Consider the following 17,792-nt stretch of genomic DNA (forward strand, 5'->3'; position numbering starts at 1 on the left):
GCGCTGTATGCATCGGGTCATGCGATCTTTTATCATTCACATGTCCTCGAGCACGGCGCGACGCGCCAACGCCGACACATTGGTAAAGCACTTGCCCAACGCCGAGCTTAGCGAGGCTGTGAATGGTCGCGACCCTGCCCAGATCGCAGATATACACTGCCATCCCGGCAATCTGTTCAAACCGTCATACCCCTTTGCCCTGCGCCCGGCCGAGATTGGCGTGTTCCAAAGCCATCGCCGCATCTGGCGCAAAATGGTTGAAGAAAACATCGACCTGGCCATCATCACCGAAGATGATCTGGCGATTGATCCGGGTCGTTTTGCCCGAACACTGGACCTGCTGCAGGATCACGCGACCGTGGATAGCTATGTCCGCCTGCCTGTCAAACAGCGGGAAACTGCCGTTCAAGTCGTGGCGGAAAAGGACGATCTCAGACTCATCCTACCCAAGATCATCGGCCTGCAATGTATTTGCCAGGTGGTCGGGCGCGAGGCAGCCCGACGCTTGCTTGGGGTGACGGATCAAATAGATCGCCCCGTGGACACACTGTTGCAGATGCATTGGGTAACGAAACAGCCGGTTCACACCGTTCTGGGCACCGGCAACCGCGAAGTGGCGGCGCAAATCGGCGGCTCGACCATTCAGACAAAAATACGCCCCAGCGGTAAGCTGGGGCGCGAATGGAAACGCGGCGTCTACCGGGCGCAACTGGCGCTGCGCCCCCAAAAACCCTGACCCTGATTATTCCGGCGCTTTGGTTTTGCGCAGGTAGGGGAAGATCGTCTCGAACTCGCCAAACTTCGCCTTGGCGTCTTCGTTCGAAACGGTCGGCGGGATGATAACGTCTTCACCCGGCACCCAGTTGGCGGGTGTTGCAACGCCCTTGGACGACATCTGCAGACCATCCAGCGCGCGCAGGATCTCGGCAAAGTTGCGACCCACGGTCATCGGGTAGGTCATCGACAGCTTCAGCTGCTTGTCCGGGCCGATGATGAACACCGAACGTACGGTGGCACTGTCAGCCGGAGTGCGGCCATCGGGCATGTAAGCTTCGGCAGGCAGCATGTCGAACGCTTTGGACACGGCCAAACCTTCGTCCGCAATGATCGGGAAGCCCGCAGCAGCGTTTCCGTATTTTTCGATGTCGCCTTTCCACTTTTTGTGATCTTCGACACCGTCAACCGACACGCCAATGACCTTGGTGCCGCGAGCAGCCCATTCGTCGGCCAGTTGAGCCACGGCAGAAAACTCGGTGGTGCAGACGGGGGTGAAATCTTTGGGGTGCGAGAACAGAATCGCCCAGCTGTCGCCGATCCAGTCGTGGAACTGAATGGTGCCCTGATCGGTTTCTGCGGTGAAATTCGGAACAGTATCGTTAATACGCAAACCCATGGCTCATCTCCTTTGGTATGAAAATCCGGGTCGGATCGTCCTGACCCGCTCAACTTAGTGGTTCTGCCGCAAGGTTACAGGGGCAAAGTGACGATGGGGAAACAAATCCTGCTTGCAAAGACCCGCACGATGCGCAGCTTTGACGACGGAGGAGCTTCACCCGGATGATGCGATCAATTCATCCGTTTACCCCTTGCTCGGAACCGGGGGTGGTGACACATTGGCCACAAATTCGACCAATCGGTCGTTTTATTGGCAGGATCAGGAGAGCCAGACATGATCGAAAAACGCGACTTTTACATCAACGGCGCATGGGTCGCCCCTGCAGCCACCAACGACTTTGAAGTCATCAACCCGTCCACCGAAGAGCCCTGCGCCGTTATCTCGTTGGGGGATCAAGCCGACACCGACGCCGCGGTTGCAGCCGCCAAAGCCGCTCTGCCCGGTTGGATGGCAACCCCGGTCGAAGAGCGGATCGCCCTCGTCGAAAAACTGATCGAGGTCTACAAGACCCGTGGCGAAGATCTGGCACAGGCGATGTCGACCGAAATGGGCGCGCCGATCGAAATGGCTCGCACTCAGCAGGTTGGTGCCGGCATCTGGCACCTGATGAACTTTGTGCAGGCGGCCAAAAACTTCGAGTTCGAAAAACCGCTTGGCGAACACGCCCCAAATGATCGCATCATTCACGAGGCGGTTGGTGTTGCGGCTCTGATCACTCCGTGGAACTGGCCGATGAACCAGATCACGCTCAAGGTTGGCGCGGCGGCGGTTGCAGGCTGTACCATGGTGCTGAAACCGTCCGAGCAAAGCCCCCTGAACGCGATGATCTTTGCCGAAATGATGGATGAAGCCGGGTTCCCCGCGGGTGTTTTCAACCTGGTGAATGGCGATGGTGTCGGCGTGGGCTCGCAGCTGTCGGGGCACCCCGACGTCGACATGGTCAGCTTCACCGGCTCGACCCGCGCGGGCACCGCGATTTCCAAGAACGCCGCTGACACACTCAAGAAGGTGCACCTGGAACTGGGTGGCAAGGGCGCCAACGTTGTCTTTGACGACGCCGACGAAAAGGCGATCAAGCGTGGCGTTCTGCACATGATGAACAACACCGGCCAAAGCTGTAACGCCCCCAGCCGGATGCTGGTGCAGCGTGGTGTCTATGATCAGGCGGTCGAAACCGCCGGTCAGGTTGCGCAGATGGTGTCCGTGGGCAACGCCCTGGAAGAAGGTCGCCACATTGGTCCCGTTGTGAACGAACTGCAGTGGAACAAGATTCAGGACCTGATCCAGAAGGGCATCGACGAAGGTGCCAAGCTGGTTGCAGGCGGCACCGGTCGCCCCGATGGCATGAACAAGGGCTACTACGTCAAGCCCACCGTCTTTGCCGACGCCAACAACCAGATGACCATTGCACGCGAGGAAATCTTTGGCCCGGTTCTGACCATGATCCCCTTCGACACCGAAGAGGAAGCGGTCGAGATCGCCAACGACACGCCCTATGGTCTGACCAACTATGTTCAAACCCAGGATCCGCAGCGCCTGAACCGCATGGCCCGCACTCTGCGTTCGGGCATGGTCGAGATGAACGGCACCAGCCGCGGCGCGGGCTCGCCCTTTGGCGGCATGAAGCAGTCGGGCAATGGCCGCGAAGGCGGTGTCTATGGCCTTGAAGATTTCCTGGAAGTTAAAGCCGTCAGCGGTTGGGCGGCTGACTAAGCACTGGACACATTGAAACAGCGCGGGCCGGGCAGTTCCAATCTGCCCGGCCCGTTTTTCTTGTCATTCCGGCATCACGACCAGTTGTGGTTGCCCGTCCGACGTCTTGCGGGTCGAACGCCCATCCCAACCGATCTCGCCGCTTACCCGTTGGCGGTAGGACGAGAAACTGTCGAAGGTCACCACATCCACAGGCTGATCGAAGTGCAGGGTCACGCGGCGATGCGACCCGTCCCCCATCGTGGAAAGCGCGCGCACTTCGCCCCGGAACGCTTGCCCAAGATAGGTCCCGCGCACGCGGTCTCCGACCCGCAGCAACATCCGGTTTCCCGCCATCGCATGCAGGGTGTTCCAGTCGCGCACCCCGTGCTGGGTGGCCACCAGTTCAAGCGATTCACTGTGGCTCAGCTGCACGCCTGTGCCACGCAGTTTCTCTCTCAGGCGCTTGGCCTGGGCTTTGAGCTCCGACACCGGAGCAATGTTATGAACAGTCGTCATCATTTGCCTCGTTTCGTTCAAACGGACACGCGAAAACAGGGACGGGGCTCGCATTGCCATCCGGGCGCGCCGTGAAAGGGGCGTCAGATGCAAAAATCGGGTTTCACCAAAGCCAAAAGGCCGCGAGCGGCAGGATACCCGAACCTGAACCGCTGAGATAGGAAACCGCACCCACCATGTCAACGCCATGGCTGGCCTTGCCCGGACAGAGCGCCTAAACAGTCACAGGTAAGCTTCACCAGGGACAGCCCGCGATGATCATCACCCGCCTGCACGGCCGCCTCGGCAACCAGATGTTCCAATACGCCGCCGCCGCCGGGTTGGCAGCGCGAGTTGGAACGCAGGTTGCCCTGGACGCGCGCGGCGCCATCGCCCGTGGTGAAGGGGTGCTGACGCGGGTGTTCGACCTACCTGTGGTAGAGGCGGAACCGCTGCCGCCACTGAAATCCGAAGGGCTGTTGCGCTATGGCATGTGGCGCGCTTTTGGCAACCATCCAAAATTCCGGCGCGAGCAGGGGTTGGGCTATAATCCGCAGATCGAAGGTTGGGCCGATGGCACCTATCTGCATGGGTATTGGCAGAGCGAGGCGTATTTTACCCATGTAGCCCAGGACATTCGCGCAGCCTTTGCATTTCCTGCGTTCACAAACTCGCAAAACGCCGAAATGGCCGTGCGCATTGCTGAGGCGCAAGCCATCTCGCTTCACGTGCGGCGCGGCGACTATGTCAGCCTGAATGCGCATGTGCTGTGCGACCAAGCCTACTACGAGGCTGCGCTTGGGCGCGTTCTGGAAGGTGTGAACGGTGCGCCGACCGTCTTTGTATTCTCGGATGATCCGCAATGGGCCAAAGACAACCTGCCCCTACCGGTCGAAAAGGTGGTGGTTGATTTCAACGGACCCGAGACTGATTTCGAAGACATGCGATTGATGAGCCTGTGTCAGCACAACATCATCGGCAATTCGTCTTTCAGTTGGTGGGCGGCGTGGCTGAACCAGAACGCGGGTAAACAGGTGGCGGGCCCAAGCAAATGGTTCGGCGATCCGAAACTGTCAAACCCCGACATCCTGCCGCCCAACTGGCATCGGATCGAGGCATAATCACTTACGTCTGCTTTCTTCAAAGAACGGGGCGCTCCCGCCCGTCGTCAATTTTTCTTGGCAGAAAAACCTCCTCCCGTTGGGCCGGGCCTCGCTGCGCTCGGCGGTTGGCGCCCGCGGCAAAGCCCATCCTGAGGAGAAGCAACGTCAGAAGCTCTCGAGATGCAGCTGCCACATCCGCCCGCACCGCGCGCAGCGCGGTGCCCGGCCCAAGGCCGCCAGCGGTGCTGACGCAGTCAGGATCGCGCGGGCGCGGGAGCGCCCCGCCTGTTTCAAAACGGAACCGGGGCGCGGAATTTCATCGACACGCCGCCCTCGGGATGCTTCAGGCGTAGCTCTTCAGAATGAAGCATCAGGCGCGGGAAATCGCGGGCTGGGCCTTCGGCATAAAACGGGTCACCCAGGATCGGATGCCCAAGCGCCAGCATGTGCACACGCAGCTGGTGCGAACGTCCGGTTTTCGGGCTCAGTTTCACCCGTGTTGTGTCCCCCTCGTACTTGGCCACCCGCCAGTCCGTGACAGCAGGTTTGCCCGTCTCATGGCACACCATCTGACGTGGGCGGTTGGGCCAATCCACGATCAGGGGCAGATCCACCGTCCCCGTTTTGGGCTCGAGCCGCCCCCAGACCCGCGCCACATAGGTTTTGCGGGTTTGGCGTTTCTCGAACTGCAACCCCAGGTGTCGCTGCGCATGTGGCGTCTGGGCAAAGACCATCACGCCCGAGGTGTCCCGATCCAACCGATGCACCAACAACGCCTGCGGAAACGCCGCTTGAACCCGGCTCAACAGGCAATCGGCCAAATGCTCACCGCGTCCCGGCACGGACAATAGGCCCGATGGTTTGTTGACCACAATCAGCTGCGCATCTTCATGCAGCACGTCCAGTGGGTCGATCGGTGGGGTGTAGTCGTCACTCATGCCCGCGTCCCTACCCCAGGTCGCTGCTTCCCGCAACGTCGCCCTTGCAGCACGCCGCGCGATCCCTGACGCTCGAGACCCGAGAGAGGAGACACCATGCACCCCACTATAACCAAAATGCAGGAGGTCGTAGCCAAAGGCGACGAGAGCCTGATCCACGAGCTGCTGGCCGAAGATGTGCAGTTCATGCCCCCCACGTATTACAAGACCTGGACAGGGCGCGAGCCAGTTGCTGCAGTTCTCGGTCACGTGGGGCAGGTGTTCTCCGATTTCCGCTATCGCCGCGTCATGGGGAAAGACAACGACTGGGCGCTGGAATTTCAATGCAAGGTGGGCGAACTGGATGCGGTTGGCGTGGATCTGATTACACTCAACGAAGACGGGCTGATCCAGTCGTTTGAGGTGGTGATGCGCCCCTACAAAACGATCGGTGCGCTGCGCGATGCGATGAACGCCCGGGTCATGACAGATGCGCGGTTCCTCAAGTTCCGCGAGGCGCTGACCTGATCGCTTTGGATCAGATCCTGCGCGTGCCGCTGGCCCCGGTGCTGGCGGCGCAGGCCATTGCCATCCGACGCAAGGCCCAATTGCTGGACGAACCCGCAGGGCCACGGCATGGTCGCGCGGGCGCAGGCCCAACCCTGCGCCTGCTAATCATCGGCGACAGCTCGGCCGCCGGGGTTGGCGTCGATCATCAAGTCCACGCGCTCAGCGGCCAGTTAGTGGCCCATCTGAGTCGCAGCTTTACAGTGGTGTGGCGGCTTGAGGCCACGACCGGCCACACCACACGTGACACGCTGCATCGGCTGTCGAAACTGAACGGCACCTTTGACATCGCCGTTACAGCCCTTGGCGTCAATGACGTGACCCGTGGAGTGAGCCGCAAGACGTTCAAAAGAAGGCAGTCCCAATTGGTGAATTTGCTCACCAATCGCCTAGGCGTCTCGCTGATCCTTGCCACCGGCGTCCCGCAGATGGAACTGTTTCCCGCCTTGCCCGACCCGCTCGCCTGGGTGCTTGGGGCACAGGCCAGGCGACTGGATGGCGGCTTAGCTGAGCTCGCCAGTACTTTGCCGCATCTGCACCACTTCAAACTGACGATCCCGCCGGAACCAGCCTATGCGGCACAAGATGGCTATCACCCAAGCGCTTTGGCCTATCGGTTCTGGGCGCAGATGTTGGCCGACGAGATCATCGCGCGGCGTGCCTAGGCCCCGCGCCGCATGCCACGGATCATCGCCATCGAATAGACAACCAGCCCGGCCCAGATCAGCGGAAAGGCAATCATGCGGCCCCGATCGACCTCTTCGCCAAAGACAAAGACGGCATTGAGAAAGATCATCGACGGCGCGATATATTGCAGTATGCCCACGGTAGAAAGCCGCAGCAATTTGGCCCCGTTGGCATAAAGGATCAGAGGCACGGCCGTGACCACGCCACAGCCCATCAACAGCGCTGTATCCGTCCAGTCGGCACCAAAACTGGATGCGCCTTGCGACGTCAGATAGGCCAGATAGCCAAGCGCCGGGACGGTCAGGATCAACACCTCAAGCAAGAAGCCCTGGTTCGGACCGATGGGCAGCGACTTCTTGAAGAAGGCATAAAACCCCCAGCTGAGCGTCAGACTTAAAGCCACCCAAGGCACACTGCCCGTCTCAAAAATCAGAACGAAGACCCCCGCGCTGGCAAAGACAATCGCCACCAGCTGCGCGCGGTTCAGGCGTTCGCCCAACAACAACGCGCCAAGCGCGATGCTAAAGAGCGGGTTGATGTAGTATCCAAGCGCAGCGTCCAGCGCATTGTCATTGGCAATCGCCCAGACGTAGATGCCCCAGTTGATCGAGATCAGCGCCGCTGTCACACACCCCATCACCAGCATACGCGGTGTACGCAAAGCGACCTTGAGATCCTTGGTCCGTCCCAACAGGATCAACAGCACCCCTGCCAGTGGTACCGACCACAAGACCCGGTGTGCTACGACTTCGGCGGCAGGAATATGGGATACGGCTTTCAGATAGAGTGGCAGAAACCCCCACAACACATAGGCCGAGATGGCAAAGGCCAACCCCTGCGGCGTGTCAATATTTTTGGTGGGGGCGGCTGGGGTGGACATGAACGGGTCTCCGAATGATACCCTATGTCCTTAGGTTACGCGTCCCGGTATAGGGAATGGAATTCGACCAGATCATTCATCAAGATTTGTGAGATGCCCATCTCAAAAATCGATGGCGAGGCCCTTTTTCTCCCAGTCGCCATAGCGCACAGGTTCGGGGCCATCACGCCCGCCGAGCTCTTTGGGCATGGCCTTGACCCTGTCTTCGGCGGCCTTGCGGCGCTCTGCGGCCTCGGCCAATGCGCGCTGCGCGGCAGGGGGCAGGTCTTTCTTCTGGTCAGCAGGCGTCTCGGTCATGGGCGGGTTCCTTTATCGCACATCCGTGATATACGCGCGCGTCGACCCAAGGCAAGGTGGCCAAAGGTCTCAACACGCAGGAGCCGTCCCATGTCAGACCCCGCAACCAGCGCCCGCCGCAGCGCCATCTACCTGCTTGATCAGGTTCTGGGCGAACAGCGCTTGCTGGCCGAATGCCTGTCTGCCGGAGCATTGGATAAATTGGCACCCGAGGATCGCGCGCGGGCGCAGCGCCTGGCCGTGGAAACCCTGCGCGGCTTGGAACGGGCCGACCGCTTGTTACAGAAACATCTGCAAAAGAAACCACCCCTGTCCGTACACAACGCCCTGCGTGTGGGCACGGTTGAGCTATGTCAGGGCGAGGCAGCGCATGGCGTGGTGAACTCGATGGTCGACATCGTGTCCCGCAACCGCCGCTATGGTCGGCTCAAGGGGTTGGTGAATGCGGTTCTGCGCAAGATCGCCGCCGAAGGGCCCGAGGCTTGGCCCGCCTTGCGCGCGCCGCGCCTGCCGAAATGGCTGCGCAGCCCCTTGGCGCAGGCCTGGGGGAACGAGGCGATGTTGCAGATCGAACTGGCCCATCTGGCCAGTGCACCGCTGGACCTGACCCTGAAACCCGGCGTGGACCCGGCCGCATTGGGCGGAGAGGTTCTGCCTACGGGATCCGTGCGTCTGCATGACGCAAAACAGGTTTCGACCCTGCCCGGCTTTGACGCTGGCGATTGGTGGGTCCAAGACGCAGCCGCCGCCCTACCGGTCAAGGTTCTGGACCCGCAGGAAGGGGAAGAAATCCTCGACCTCTGCGCCGCACCAGGCGGCAAGACCATGCAGATGGCGGCAGCCGGGGCCAAGGTCACAGCACTGGACATCAGCGCAAACCGAATGGAGCGGGTGCAGGAAAACCTGACCCGCACCGGTCTGCAAGCCACCCTGATCACTGGCGACGCGCTCGAGCATCAAGGCACCTATGACGCGATCCTGCTGGACGCACCCTGCTCGGCCACTGGCACGATTCGCCGCCACCCCGATTTGCCGCACGCCAAGGACGGCTCACAGTTTGGCGAGTTGATCGAGCTGCAAGCGCGCATGCTGGCTCATGCCTGGGGGCTTCTGAAACCAGGCGGGCGGCTGATCTTTTGCACCTGTTCACTCCTCCCGGACGAGGGGGAAGTGCAGGTGGAAGAGGCGCTGGAGATGTTTCCCGATATGGAAGTCGACCGCACCGCGCTGGACCGTGCCGGCATCAACGCGGATTGGCGCAGCGAAGAGGGTGGTTTGCGCCTGCGCCCGGATTACTGGGCTGACCGTGGCGGCATGGATGGCTTCTATGTGGCCTGTTTGCGCAAGTCGGCCTGAGCCCCGTTATTCATCGGTGACTTGAGCGGATTGTGCCGCTATCCTCTGCCTCAAACGCCAAAGAGCGTGAGAGGCAGCAGCGATGTTCAGTCCGGATTCCATGGCCAGTCGACGCACGCGGTTCTTGAACCGCCTGTACGCACGTCTAAGCCAAAGGCGCAAATCGCTTACCGGTTTTGTCTCGCAACCCGAACCGCGCACGATTGGCTCGTTTGCGCGGGGTCGACAATTGGTGGCAGGCAATCTGCTCTTTGCCGGCTATCTGGTGGAATCCAAGGAAAGCGGATTGTGGGAAGTCAAAGCCCCCAACGCGGCATTCGATGCCGAACGCCACGGGTTTGCCTGGCTGGATGATCTGGCCGCCGTTGGAGATTTCGCGGCCCGTGAAAAGGCGCAAAAATGGCTGTGGGGCTGGATCGAGGCACATGGTGACGGGCGCGGTCCGGGTTGGACGCCTGAACTCGCCGGGCGCCGCCTGATCCGATGGATCAACCACGCGCTGTTCCTGCTGCGCGGGATGGAGCCCGCGCAAAGCGACGCGTTCTTCTTGTCACTTGCTCAGCAGACTTGGTTCCTATCAAAACGCTGGCCTGCGGCCACTCCGGGCCTCCCCCGGTTCGAGGCTCTGACCGGGCTGATCTATGCTGGCCTCGCACTGGAAGGTAGCGAAGAACTGGCCGATCCAGCCGTGCGTGCCCTGGCACAGGACTGCCAATCTCAGATCGACGAACAAGGTGGCCTGCCCACCCGCAACGCCGAAGAGCTGCTCGAGGTTTTCACCCTGCTTACTTGGGCCGCCGCCGCCCTGCACGAAGCCGGGCGCGGCACCCCGCCGGAACACTCTGCCGCGATTGCCCGCATTACGCCCACCCTGCGCACCCTGCGCCACGCTGACGGCGGTTTGGCCCGGTTTCATGGCGGCGGTCGTGGGCTGGAAGGGCGATTGGATCACGCACTGGCCGCAAGCCCGGTCAGGCCGCTGCATTCCGATGGGTTGGCCATGGGCTATGCCCGCCTGTCGGCCCACCGCACCAGCGTGGTGATCGACGCCAGCCCGCCACCTTCAGGCGCGGCGTCGTTCAACGCGCATGCCTCGACACTGGCGTTTGAACTGACCTCGGGCCGTCGTCCGCTGATCGTCAACTGTGGCTCGGGTGAAACATTTGGTGTCGATTGGCGCCGCGCAGGACGCGCGACCCCTTCGCATTCGACACTTTGTCTGGATGGCTATTCGAGCGCCCGCCTAGCTGACCCAATCAAAGGCACGGCTTACGAGGCGCTGGTGGATGCCCCCAAACACGTCCCCATCGAAATGTCCGAGGCCCCTGACGGTATCCGATTCCAGGGCGGTCACGATGGCTATGCCGCTGTCTTTGGACTGACCCACGCGCGGACGCTGGAACTGACGCTCGATGGTCGGGGCATGGCGGGCGAGGACATGCTGCTTGCGATGGAGGATGAGGCCAAGCGCAAGTTCGACAAGGCGATGGACGCCACTGTGCTGGCTGGTGTGGGATTCGACATCCGGCTACACCTGCATCCCGAGGTCGATGCGGCGGTGGATTTAGGTGGTGCAGCGGTTTCGATGGCGCTCAAGAGCGGTGAGATCTGGGTTTTCCGTCATGACGGTCAATTTAAATTGTCACTGGAACCAAGCGTTTACCTGGAAAAAAACCGTCTAAAGCCGCGCGCGACAAAACAGATCGTTCTATCCGGGCGCGCAATGGAGTATGCGACGCGCATCCGGTGGTCGCTGAGCAAGGCGCAGGACACTGCGGTTGCCATTCGCGATCTGAACCGGGACGAACCCGAATTCGACTGATCACGACAAGGATCCAAGCCCATGACCGACCTTCATCCCGTGCGCCGCGCGCTGCTTTCCGTTTCCGATAAGACCGGTTTGATCGAGCTGGGGCAGGCACTGGCCGCACGCGGGGTCGAACTCTTGTCGACCGGCGGCACAGCCAAGGCACTGCGCGAGGCTGGTCTGGTGGTCAAGGACGTCAGCGACGTCACCGGCTTCCCCGAGATGATGGACGGCCGCGTCAAAACCCTGCACCCGATGGTGCACGGCGGTCTGCTGGCCTTGCGCGACAACGACGCGCATGTCGCCGCGATGAACGAGCATGGCATCGGCGCTATCGACCTGCTGGTGGTCAACCTCTATCCGTTTGAAGCGGCCTTGGCCCGTGGTGCCGACTATGATGAGATGATCGAGAACATCGACATCGGCGGCCCGGCGATGATCCGCGCGGCGTCCAAGAACCACCTGTTTGTCAACGTTGTCACAGATGTCGAAGACTACGACGCGCTGCTGGCAGAGCTGGACGCCAACGACGGCAAGACCACTTACGCCTTCCGCCAGCGCCTGTCGCAGATCGCCTATGCCCGCACCGCCGCCTATGACGCGGCTGTGTCGACGTGGATGGCCGGTGCCATCGGCGAGGAAACCCCGCGCCGCCGCGCCTTTGCCGGTGAGGTGAAACAGACCCTGCGCTATGGTGAGAACAGCCATCAGAGGGCCGCGTTCTACACCGATGGCTCGAACCGTCCGGGCGTTGCCACTGCTGTTCAGTTGCAAGGCAAAGAGCTGAGCTACAACAACATCAACGACACTGACGCGGCTTATGAGCTGGTGGCCGAGTTCGACCCGGCCGAAAGCGCGGCCGTCGCCATCATCAAACACGCCAACCCTTGTGGCGTGGCCAAGGGTGCGACCCTGGTCGAAGCCTATCAGAAAGCCTTTGACTGCGATCGTACCTCGGCCTTTGGTGGGATCGTCGCGCTGAACCAGCCGTTGGATGCCGCCACCGCTGCGAAGATTGTCGACATCTTTACTGAGGTCGTGATCGCCCCCGGCGCATCGGATGAGGCAAAAGAGATCTTTGCCGCCAAGAAGAACCTGCGCCTGCTGCTGACCGACGCTCTGCCCGACCCGCGTGCGCCGATCACGGCTTACAAACAGGTCGCGGGCGGCGTTCTGGTTCAGGACAAGGACGTTGGCTATGTTGGTTTGGACGATCTGAAGGTCGTAACCAAGAAGGCACCCACCGATGAGCAGCTGCAAGACCTGCTCTTTGCCTGGAAGGTTGCCAAACACGTCAAGTCGAACGCCATCGTTTATGTCAAGGACAACGCCACCGTAGGTGTGGGCGCCGGTCAGATGAGCCGCCTGGACAGCGCCAACGTTGCCGCTGCCAAAGCCGGACGCATGGCTGCCGAACTGGGTCTGGACGAGAGCCTTGCCAAAGGCTCGGCAGTGGCCTCGGACGCGTTCTTCCCCTTTGCTGACGGTCTGCTTGAAGCGGCTGCCGCAGGTGGCACTTGTGTGATCCAGCCGGGTGGCTCGATGCGTGATGACGAAGTGATCGCAGCAGCTGACGAGGCCGGGCTTGCCATGGTCTTTACCGGCATGCGCCATTTCCGCCACTGATGCGTTACGGTCCCCTCATATGGGCCGCCTTCTGGGCCTTTCTGCTCGACCAGATCAGCAAGTATCTGGTCGTGCATGTCATGCGGGTGGCCGATCAGCCCGGCGGCATCGACGTCGTGCCGCCACTGTTGACGTTCAAATATGGTGAAAACCGCGGCATCAACTTTGGCCTGTTTCAGGGTGACAGTTCCGCGTCGGCCTGGATTCTGATCGGCCTGTCCGTTGCCATCTGCCTGGGCGTTTTTCTGCGGCTGGCACGCACGCAGCCGAGTCGATGGATGCTGATCAGCGGCGGATTGCTGATTGGTGGAGCTCTGGGCAACGTCGTGGATCGGCTGCTTTATGGCTATGTGCTGGATTTCCTGAACATGTCCTGCTGCGGAATCAACAATCCCTTTGTCTTCAACGTCGCGGACGTTTTCATCTTTGCAGGTGCTGCAGGTCTGATCCTTTTGGATGGCAAAGGCACATCACAAAAAAGCACCTGACAAAAACGCCCCGTGACGGCGGATGCGAAATGCGATAAAAGCCCCTGAAACAGGCAGGAGACGACCATGCGGACGCCGCTTGGAATGATTGCATTGATGACCGTTGTCGCGGTTGCCGGCTGCAGCAGCAGCAAGGGGCTCAAGGACATCCGCTCGACCGGCGATGGCCCTGATGAGTTTTCGATCATGCCTGTCAAACCGCTGACTGCGCCCAAGGACTATGCGGTTCTACCCGCCCCCACGCCGGGCGGCAGCAACCTGACCGATCCAAATCCAACGGCCGACGCCGTTGTGGCATTGGGTGGTCGTGCTTCGGCCCTTGAAGATACCGGTGTCCCATCGTCGGACAGCGCGCTGGTCGCCGCAACCAGCCGCTATGGTGTTCCCGCCAATACGCGCTCTGCCCTTGCTCAAGAAGATGCCGAATTCCGCAAGCGCCAAGGCCGTTGGACCCGCATAAAACTGTTCCCGGTGGACCGCTACGAGCAGGTCTATCGCAAGGAGTCGCTGGATCCGTACCAGCAGACGGATCAGTTCCGCAACTCTGGCTTCGGCACGCCCTCTTCTCCGCCCTCAGGCGAGTGATCTTGTGATCTCTACCTGACGCGGGAATGAAGTTTTCTTAATTTTGCGTCAGCCCTCCTTGAACATGAGGCGTCCTGTCGTAGGTTGACACACAACCGTCACGGAGGACGATTGATGATCCGAGCATTTGCCTTGGCTGCAGCCGTCTGTTCCGCCACGGCCCTTTGGGCCGAGCAAGAGCAGCGCGAAAAAGTCACAACATTTACACTGGACAACGGCATGGACGTCGTGGTGATCGAAGATCACCGCGCACCTGTTGTCCAACATATGGCCTGGTACCGGGCGGGGTCGGCTGACGAGCCCATCGGTTCGTCCGGCGTTGCGCACTATCTGGAGCATCTGCTGTTCAAAGCGACTGACAAGCTGGAGTCGGGAGAGTTTTCGGCGACCGTGGCCGCCAATGGTGGGCGCGATAACGCGTTCACGTCTTATGACTACACCGCATATTTTCAGCGCGTTGCGGCCGACCGGCTTGAGCTGATGATGCAGATGGAAAGCGACCGGATGCGCAACATCCGCCTGACCGAACGCGATATCGTCACGGAACGCGACGTGATTCTGGAAGAGCGTAACCAGCGCACCGACAGCAATCCGCGCGCCTTGTTCGGCGAGCAGCTCAATGCCTCGCAATACTTAAACCATCGCTACGGGGTGCCCATCATCGGATGGCGGCACGAAATGGAAGAACTGGATATGGAGGACGCCCTGTCGTTCTACCAGACATACTATTCGCCCAACAATGCGATCCTGATCGTCTCGGGTGATGTGGAACCCAAAGAAGTAAAGCGTCTTGCAAGTGAATATTATGGTGTCATTCCCGCCAACCCTGATCTGCCCGAGCGGGTCCGAAGCCAGGAACCGCCGCAAACCGCCGCGCGCCGCATCGTTTATGAAGACGCGCGCGTGGCGCAGCCATATGTCCACCGCTCGTATCTGGCCCCGGAGCGAGACCCCGGCGAGCAGGAGCAGGCCGCCGCGCTCTTTATGCTGGCCCAATTGCTGGGGGGCGGGACGACCTCATATCTGAACGAAAAGCTGCAGTTTGACACACAGACAGCTGTCTATGTCGGCGCCTTCTACAACGGCACTTCGCTGGACGATACGACCTTTGATCTGATCGTGGTGCCAAGCGAAGGCGTATCCCTGAAAGAAGCCGAAGATGCGATGGACGCCGCTGTCGTTGAATTCATCGCTGAAGGCGTTGATCTCGACGATCTGGATCGGATCAAGATGCAACTGCGCGCCTCGCAAATCTATGCGCGTGATGATGTGGACAGGATCGCCAACCGCTATGGGCAGGCGCTGACATCGGGCCTGACGGTCGAAGATGTGCAAGCCTGGCCGGATATCCTGCAAGCGGTAACAGGCGAGGACGTCATTGCCGCTGCCAAATCCGTGATCCAACCCGAAACATCCGTAACCGGCTGGTTGATGCGCAAGCAGGGGGTGACCCAATGAAACTGTTCCTGAGCACGATCACAGCCCTGGTCCTGGCCCTACCCGCCTGGGCCGAGGTCAAAATTCAAGAAGTGACGTCGCAGGGTGGCATAAACGCCTGGCTGGTCGAAGAGCATTCGATCCCCTTTACCGCACTTGAGATCCGCTTTCGTGGGGGTACCTCACTTGATGCTGCGGGCAAGCGGGGCGCCACAAACTTGATGATGGGGCTGATCGAAGAAGGGGCCGGAGACCTGGATGCCCGCGCCTATGCAAAGGAGTTGGAATCGCTGGCTGCCTCATTCTCTTATAGTGCGGACGACGACTCGGTCTCGATCTCGGCAAAATTTCTAACCGAGAACCGCGACGAGGTGATCGATCTTCTGCGGACCACGCTTCATCAACCCCGGTTTGACCAGGATGCGATTGACCGGGTCCGGGCACAGGTGATCTCGGGTCTCAAATCGGACGCCAAGGATCCCAACACGATCGCTGGTGAGGCTTTTTCTGCGATGGCGTTCGGAGATCACCCCTATGCCACTGACGGCAAAGGCACGATCGAGAGCGTGACGGCGCTGACGCGTGACGACATCGTCGCGGCCCACAAGGGCGCCTTTGCTTTGGACCGTATCTATGTCGGAGCGGTCGGCGACATTTCGGCGGAAGAATTGGGAACGTTGCTGGACGAACTGCTTGCTGATCTTCCCGGCACAGGCGCGCCGATACCCGGCAAGGCAGATGTCACCATCGATGGCGGTGTGACTGTGGTCGATTTTGTAACCCCACAATCAGTCGCTCTGTTCGGTCACTCAGGGATTGATCGCGATGACGAAGATTTCTTTGCCGCGTACATCTTGAACCACATCCTGGGAGCCGGTTCTTTCGAAAGCCGCCTGATGGCAGAAGTAAGAGAGAAACGCGGCCTCACCTATGGTGTCTATTCCTATTTGGTTCCCAAGGATCTTGCCTCGATCTACTTGGGCAGCGTTGCCTCGGGCAACGCGCGCATCGCAGAAGCCATCGACGTAATCCGGGCAGAATGGATCCGCATGGCGGAAGACGGCGTGACCGAAGAAGAACTGGAAGACGCCAAAACCTATCTGACAGGCGCCTATCCTTTGCGGTTTGACGGCAACGCCAGAATCGCGGGGATCATGGTCGGGATGCAGATGCAGGACTTGCCCATCGACTATATCGCCACTCGCAACGACAAGGTAAATGCGGTGACGTTGGAAGACATCAAGCGGGTCGCAGGCGAATTGCTAAAACCTGAAGAGCTGCACTTTGTCGTGGTCGGTCAACCCGAGGGACTGGAAACCACGAACTGAGCCTTGTGGTTGTGCCTGGGCGCGCCGCAACCGGGGGTGCGCCCGCGCCCGAGCAGACCTGACTACGTCAGCTCCGCGAACGGCCTTGGGCCAAGCGCCGCGCTTTGCGCGGCGCGGTTCCGTCTGGGGCCAGTGGTTCGCAAAACAGGCCCATCATGGCGGCACCGGTACAACCTTACGCCAACCGCCGAGCGAAGCGAGGCCCGGCCCAACGGGAGGAGGTTTCCCGCAAGGGACACCGACGACGGGCGGGAGAGCTCTCTTTCCGGACGCTTACCTTAGTTGCTGCCCTTGGACATCGACCGCAGCATTTGCCCGATCATCTGTCCTGGTCGGCCAGAGCCACGCTGGTAGAGCGCGCCATCGACGGCCAGAACCGTTCCACTGATGTACCCGGCCAGATCCGACCCAAGGAACAGGCAGGCATTGGCCACGTCCTGTGGCTGTCCCCAACGGCCCAGTGGTACATCGCGTTTGAACTTCTCTTCAGCGTCCGGTGTCGGTGCAAGCCGTTTCGCGCCTTCGGTCCCTTCGATAAACCCAGGCACGACCGAATTCACACGGATACCTTCAAGCCCCCATTCCATCGACAACGTGCGCGTAATCTGGTCCACACCTGCCTTTGCCGCGCAGACGTGGCTCTGCCCCTCATAGGGCAGATATGATTGCGGGGCCGAGATGTTGATGATGCTGGCGCCTGGGCGTCGTAGAAAGTCATAGGCTCCTTTCATCACATGGATGGTGCCCATCAGGTCGATGTCGATCACGGTTTTGAACGCGTTGATCGACATCTCGGCAGCAAGCGCCGGAAAGTTGCCGGCGGCCCCGGACACCAACACGTCGAAGTCACCAAATGCGTCGTGGAACCCTTTGAGCCCCGCCGCCACAGCTTCGGCGTCGCGCACGTCAAATGCAGCGCCAATGGCCTCCTGCGCACCCGCTGCTTTCAGTGCCGCGACCGTGTCGTCTACCTTCTCCTGCGACCGGCTGGCGACCGCCAGCTTTGCGCCCGAGGCCGCAAAGGCCTCGGCGATGCCACGGTTGATGCCGCTGGTGCCGCCGATCACAACGACGGTCTTGCCTGAAAAGTCCATGTAACGCTCCCCGTTTGAAACGGGGTGCCTTACG

The 17,792-nt window shown here is 60.6% G+C and carries 18 protein-coding genes; 12 read left to right on the forward strand and 6 right to left on the reverse strand.

All coding sequences use genetic code 11. The features are described from left to right. The first annotated feature begins 19 nt into the window (after nucleotides 1–19). The gene (locus tag TRL7639_RS16660; RefSeq protein WP_085797264.1) at nucleotides 20–736 is read left to right on the forward strand and encodes a glycosyltransferase family 25 protein; all 717 of its coding nucleotides are present in this window, start codon (nucleotides 20–22) and stop codon (nucleotides 734–736) included. A gap of 6 nt (nucleotides 737–742) precedes the next feature. On the opposite strand, the gene TRL7639_RS16665 is transcribed toward TRL7639_RS16660, so the two are convergent. Beyond that, nucleotides 743–1,393, reverse strand: coding sequence for a peroxiredoxin (locus TRL7639_RS16665; RefSeq protein ID WP_085797006.1), 651 nt, complete (start codon nucleotides 1,391–1,393; stop codon nucleotides 743–745). Between the two features lie 276 nt (nucleotides 1,394–1,669). Between TRL7639_RS16665 and TRL7639_RS16670 the strand changes: the two genes are divergently transcribed. Then, nucleotides 1,670–3,109 carry an aldehyde dehydrogenase family protein gene (locus TRL7639_RS16670; RefSeq protein ID WP_085797007.1) on the forward strand — a complete coding sequence of 480 codons (1,440 nt, stop codon included), beginning with the start codon at nucleotides 1,670–1,672 and terminating at the stop codon, nucleotides 3,107–3,109. Between the two features lie 63 nt (nucleotides 3,110–3,172). On the opposite strand, the gene TRL7639_RS16675 is transcribed toward TRL7639_RS16670, so the two are convergent. After that, complete coding sequence (locus TRL7639_RS16675; protein ID WP_085797265.1) at nucleotides 3,173–3,607, reverse strand: glyoxalase superfamily protein; 435 nt, start codon at nucleotides 3,605–3,607, stop codon at nucleotides 3,173–3,175. 254 nt (nucleotides 3,608–3,861) lie between these two features. Between TRL7639_RS16675 and TRL7639_RS16680 the strand changes: the two genes are divergently transcribed. Further along, nucleotides 3,862–4,707, forward strand: coding sequence for an alpha-1,2-fucosyltransferase (locus TRL7639_RS16680; protein ID WP_085797008.1), 846 nt, complete (start codon nucleotides 3,862–3,864; stop codon nucleotides 4,705–4,707). Nucleotides 4,708–4,979: 272 nt separating this feature from the next. On the opposite strand, the gene TRL7639_RS16685 is transcribed toward TRL7639_RS16680, so the two are convergent. Continuing rightward, on the reverse strand, nucleotides 4,980–5,627 hold the full coding sequence (locus TRL7639_RS16685; RefSeq protein ID WP_085797009.1) for an RluA family pseudouridine synthase: 648 nt from the start codon (nucleotides 5,625–5,627) through the stop codon (nucleotides 4,980–4,982). A gap of 96 nt (nucleotides 5,628–5,723) precedes the next feature. On the opposite strand from TRL7639_RS16685, the gene TRL7639_RS16690 reads away from it, so the two are divergent. Both TRL7639_RS16690 and TRL7639_RS16695 read left to right on the forward strand, forming a co-directional pair. Then, the gene (locus tag TRL7639_RS16690) at nucleotides 5,724–6,134 is read left to right on the forward strand and encodes a nuclear transport factor 2 family protein (protein WP_085797010.1); all 411 of its coding nucleotides are present in this window, start codon (nucleotides 5,724–5,726) and stop codon (nucleotides 6,132–6,134) included. A gap of 5 nt (nucleotides 6,135–6,139) precedes the next feature. Further along, nucleotides 6,140–6,838: an SGNH/GDSL hydrolase family protein gene (locus TRL7639_RS16695; RefSeq protein ID WP_235820434.1), complete on the forward strand. Its 699-nt coding sequence runs from the start codon at nucleotides 6,140–6,142 to the stop codon at nucleotides 6,836–6,838. Here the strand turns inward: TRL7639_RS16695 and rarD are convergent. Beyond that, the gene (rarD, locus tag TRL7639_RS16700) at nucleotides 6,835–7,740 is read right to left on the reverse strand and encodes an EamA family transporter RarD (protein WP_085797012.1); all 906 of its coding nucleotides are present in this window, start codon (nucleotides 7,738–7,740) and stop codon (nucleotides 6,835–6,837) included. The two genes, TRL7639_RS16695 and rarD, sit on opposite strands and share 4 nt — an antisense overlap. A 102-nt stretch (nucleotides 7,741–7,842) precedes the next feature. Next, nucleotides 7,843–8,037 carry a DUF1674 domain-containing protein gene (locus TRL7639_RS16705; protein WP_085797013.1) on the reverse strand — a complete coding sequence of 65 codons (195 nt, stop codon included), beginning with the start codon at nucleotides 8,035–8,037 and terminating at the stop codon, nucleotides 7,843–7,845. A gap of 90 nt (nucleotides 8,038–8,127) precedes the next feature. Here TRL7639_RS16705 and TRL7639_RS16710 point away from each other — a divergent pair, with 90 nt between their 5' ends. From TRL7639_RS16710 to TRL7639_RS16740, 7 genes are all read left to right on the forward strand, one after another. Further along, complete coding sequence (locus TRL7639_RS16710; protein ID WP_085797014.1) at nucleotides 8,128–9,393, forward strand: RsmB/NOP family class I SAM-dependent RNA methyltransferase; 1,266 nt, start codon at nucleotides 8,128–8,130, stop codon at nucleotides 9,391–9,393. An 82-nt stretch (nucleotides 9,394–9,475) separates the two neighbouring features. After that, entirely contained in the window at nucleotides 9,476–11,215 is a 1,740-nt protein-coding gene (locus TRL7639_RS16715; protein ID WP_085797015.1) for a heparinase II/III family protein, read from the forward strand. Between the two features lie 21 nt (nucleotides 11,216–11,236). After that, a complete protein-coding gene (gene purH, locus TRL7639_RS16720; protein ID WP_085797016.1) occupies nucleotides 11,237–12,826 on the forward strand; it encodes a bifunctional phosphoribosylaminoimidazolecarboxamide formyltransferase/IMP cyclohydrolase in 1,590 nt (529 codons plus the stop codon). Next, a complete protein-coding gene (gene lspA, locus TRL7639_RS16725; protein WP_085797017.1) occupies nucleotides 12,826–13,314 on the forward strand; it encodes a signal peptidase II in 489 nt (162 codons plus the stop codon). The genes purH and lspA overlap by 1 nt, the downstream gene beginning before the upstream one ends. A gap of 66 nt (nucleotides 13,315–13,380) precedes the next feature. Then, nucleotides 13,381–13,899, forward strand: coding sequence for a DUF3035 domain-containing protein (locus TRL7639_RS16730; RefSeq protein ID WP_085797018.1), 519 nt, complete (start codon nucleotides 13,381–13,383; stop codon nucleotides 13,897–13,899). 114 nt (nucleotides 13,900–14,013) lie between these two features. After that, a complete protein-coding gene (locus tag TRL7639_RS16735) occupies nucleotides 14,014–15,357 on the forward strand; it encodes a M16 family metallopeptidase (RefSeq protein ID WP_085797019.1) in 1,344 nt (447 codons plus the stop codon). Then, the gene (locus TRL7639_RS16740) at nucleotides 15,354–16,664 is read left to right on the forward strand and encodes a M16 family metallopeptidase (RefSeq protein WP_085797020.1); all 1,311 of its coding nucleotides are present in this window, start codon (nucleotides 15,354–15,356) and stop codon (nucleotides 16,662–16,664) included. The genes TRL7639_RS16735 and TRL7639_RS16740 overlap by 4 nt, the downstream gene beginning before the upstream one ends. A gap of 278 nt (nucleotides 16,665–16,942) precedes the next feature. Here TRL7639_RS16740 and TRL7639_RS16745 read toward each other — a convergent pair whose 3' ends face one another. Continuing rightward, nucleotides 16,943–17,758 (reverse strand): SDR family oxidoreductase, encoded by an 816-nt coding sequence (locus TRL7639_RS16745; protein ID WP_085797021.1) that lies wholly within the window; start codon nucleotides 17,756–17,758, stop codon nucleotides 16,943–16,945. Nucleotides 17,759–17,792 lie beyond the last annotated feature (34 nt).

It is taken from the genome of Falsiruegeria litorea R37 (assembly GCF_900172225.1).
GTDB classification, from domain to species: domain Bacteria; phylum Pseudomonadota; class Alphaproteobacteria; order Rhodobacterales; family Rhodobacteraceae; genus Falsiruegeria; species Falsiruegeria litorea.

Bases quoted from the DNA above. Each gene is read 5' to 3' on its own strand.
- TRL7639_RS16660 (WP_085797264.1), top strand. From the start codon at position 20: ATGCGATCTTTTATCATTCACATGTCCTCGAGCACGGCGCGACGCGCC.
- TRL7639_RS16665 (WP_085797006.1), bottom strand. From the start codon at position 1,393: ATGGGTTTGCGTATTAACGATACTGTTCCGAATTTCACCGCAGAAACC.
- TRL7639_RS16670 (WP_085797007.1), top strand. From the start codon at position 1,670: ATGATCGAAAAACGCGACTTTTACATCAACGGCGCATGGGTCGCCCCT.
- TRL7639_RS16675 (WP_085797265.1), bottom strand. From the start codon at position 3,607: ATGACGACTGTTCATAACATTGCTCCGGTGTCGGAGCTCAAAGCCCAG.
- TRL7639_RS16680 (WP_085797008.1), top strand. From the start codon at position 3,862: ATGATCATCACCCGCCTGCACGGCCGCCTCGGCAACCAGATGTTCCAA.
- TRL7639_RS16685 (WP_085797009.1), bottom strand. From the start codon at position 5,627: ATGAGTGACGACTACACCCCACCGATCGACCCACTGGACGTGCTGCAT.
- TRL7639_RS16690 (WP_085797010.1), top strand. From the start codon at position 5,724: ATGCACCCCACTATAACCAAAATGCAGGAGGTCGTAGCCAAAGGCGAC.
- rarD (WP_085797012.1), bottom strand. From the start codon at position 7,740: ATGTCCACCCCAGCCGCCCCCACCAAAAATATTGACACGCCGCAGGGG.
- TRL7639_RS16705 (WP_085797013.1), bottom strand. From the start codon at position 8,037: ATGACCGAGACGCCTGCTGACCAGAAGAAAGACCTGCCCCCTGCCGCG.
- TRL7639_RS16710 (WP_085797014.1), top strand. From the start codon at position 8,128: ATGTCAGACCCCGCAACCAGCGCCCGCCGCAGCGCCATCTACCTGCTT.
- TRL7639_RS16715 (WP_085797015.1), top strand. From the start codon at position 9,476: ATGTTCAGTCCGGATTCCATGGCCAGTCGACGCACGCGGTTCTTGAAC.
- purH (WP_085797016.1), top strand. From the start codon at position 11,237: ATGACCGACCTTCATCCCGTGCGCCGCGCGCTGCTTTCCGTTTCCGAT.
- lspA (WP_085797017.1), top strand. From the start codon at position 12,826: ATGCGTTACGGTCCCCTCATATGGGCCGCCTTCTGGGCCTTTCTGCTC.
- TRL7639_RS16730 (WP_085797018.1), top strand. From the start codon at position 13,381: ATGCGGACGCCGCTTGGAATGATTGCATTGATGACCGTTGTCGCGGTT.
- TRL7639_RS16735 (WP_085797019.1), top strand. From the start codon at position 14,014: ATGATCCGAGCATTTGCCTTGGCTGCAGCCGTCTGTTCCGCCACGGCC.
- TRL7639_RS16740 (WP_085797020.1), top strand. From the start codon at position 15,354: ATGAAACTGTTCCTGAGCACGATCACAGCCCTGGTCCTGGCCCTACCC.
- TRL7639_RS16745 (WP_085797021.1), bottom strand. From the start codon at position 17,758: ATGGACTTTTCAGGCAAGACCGTCGTTGTGATCGGCGGCACCAGCGGC.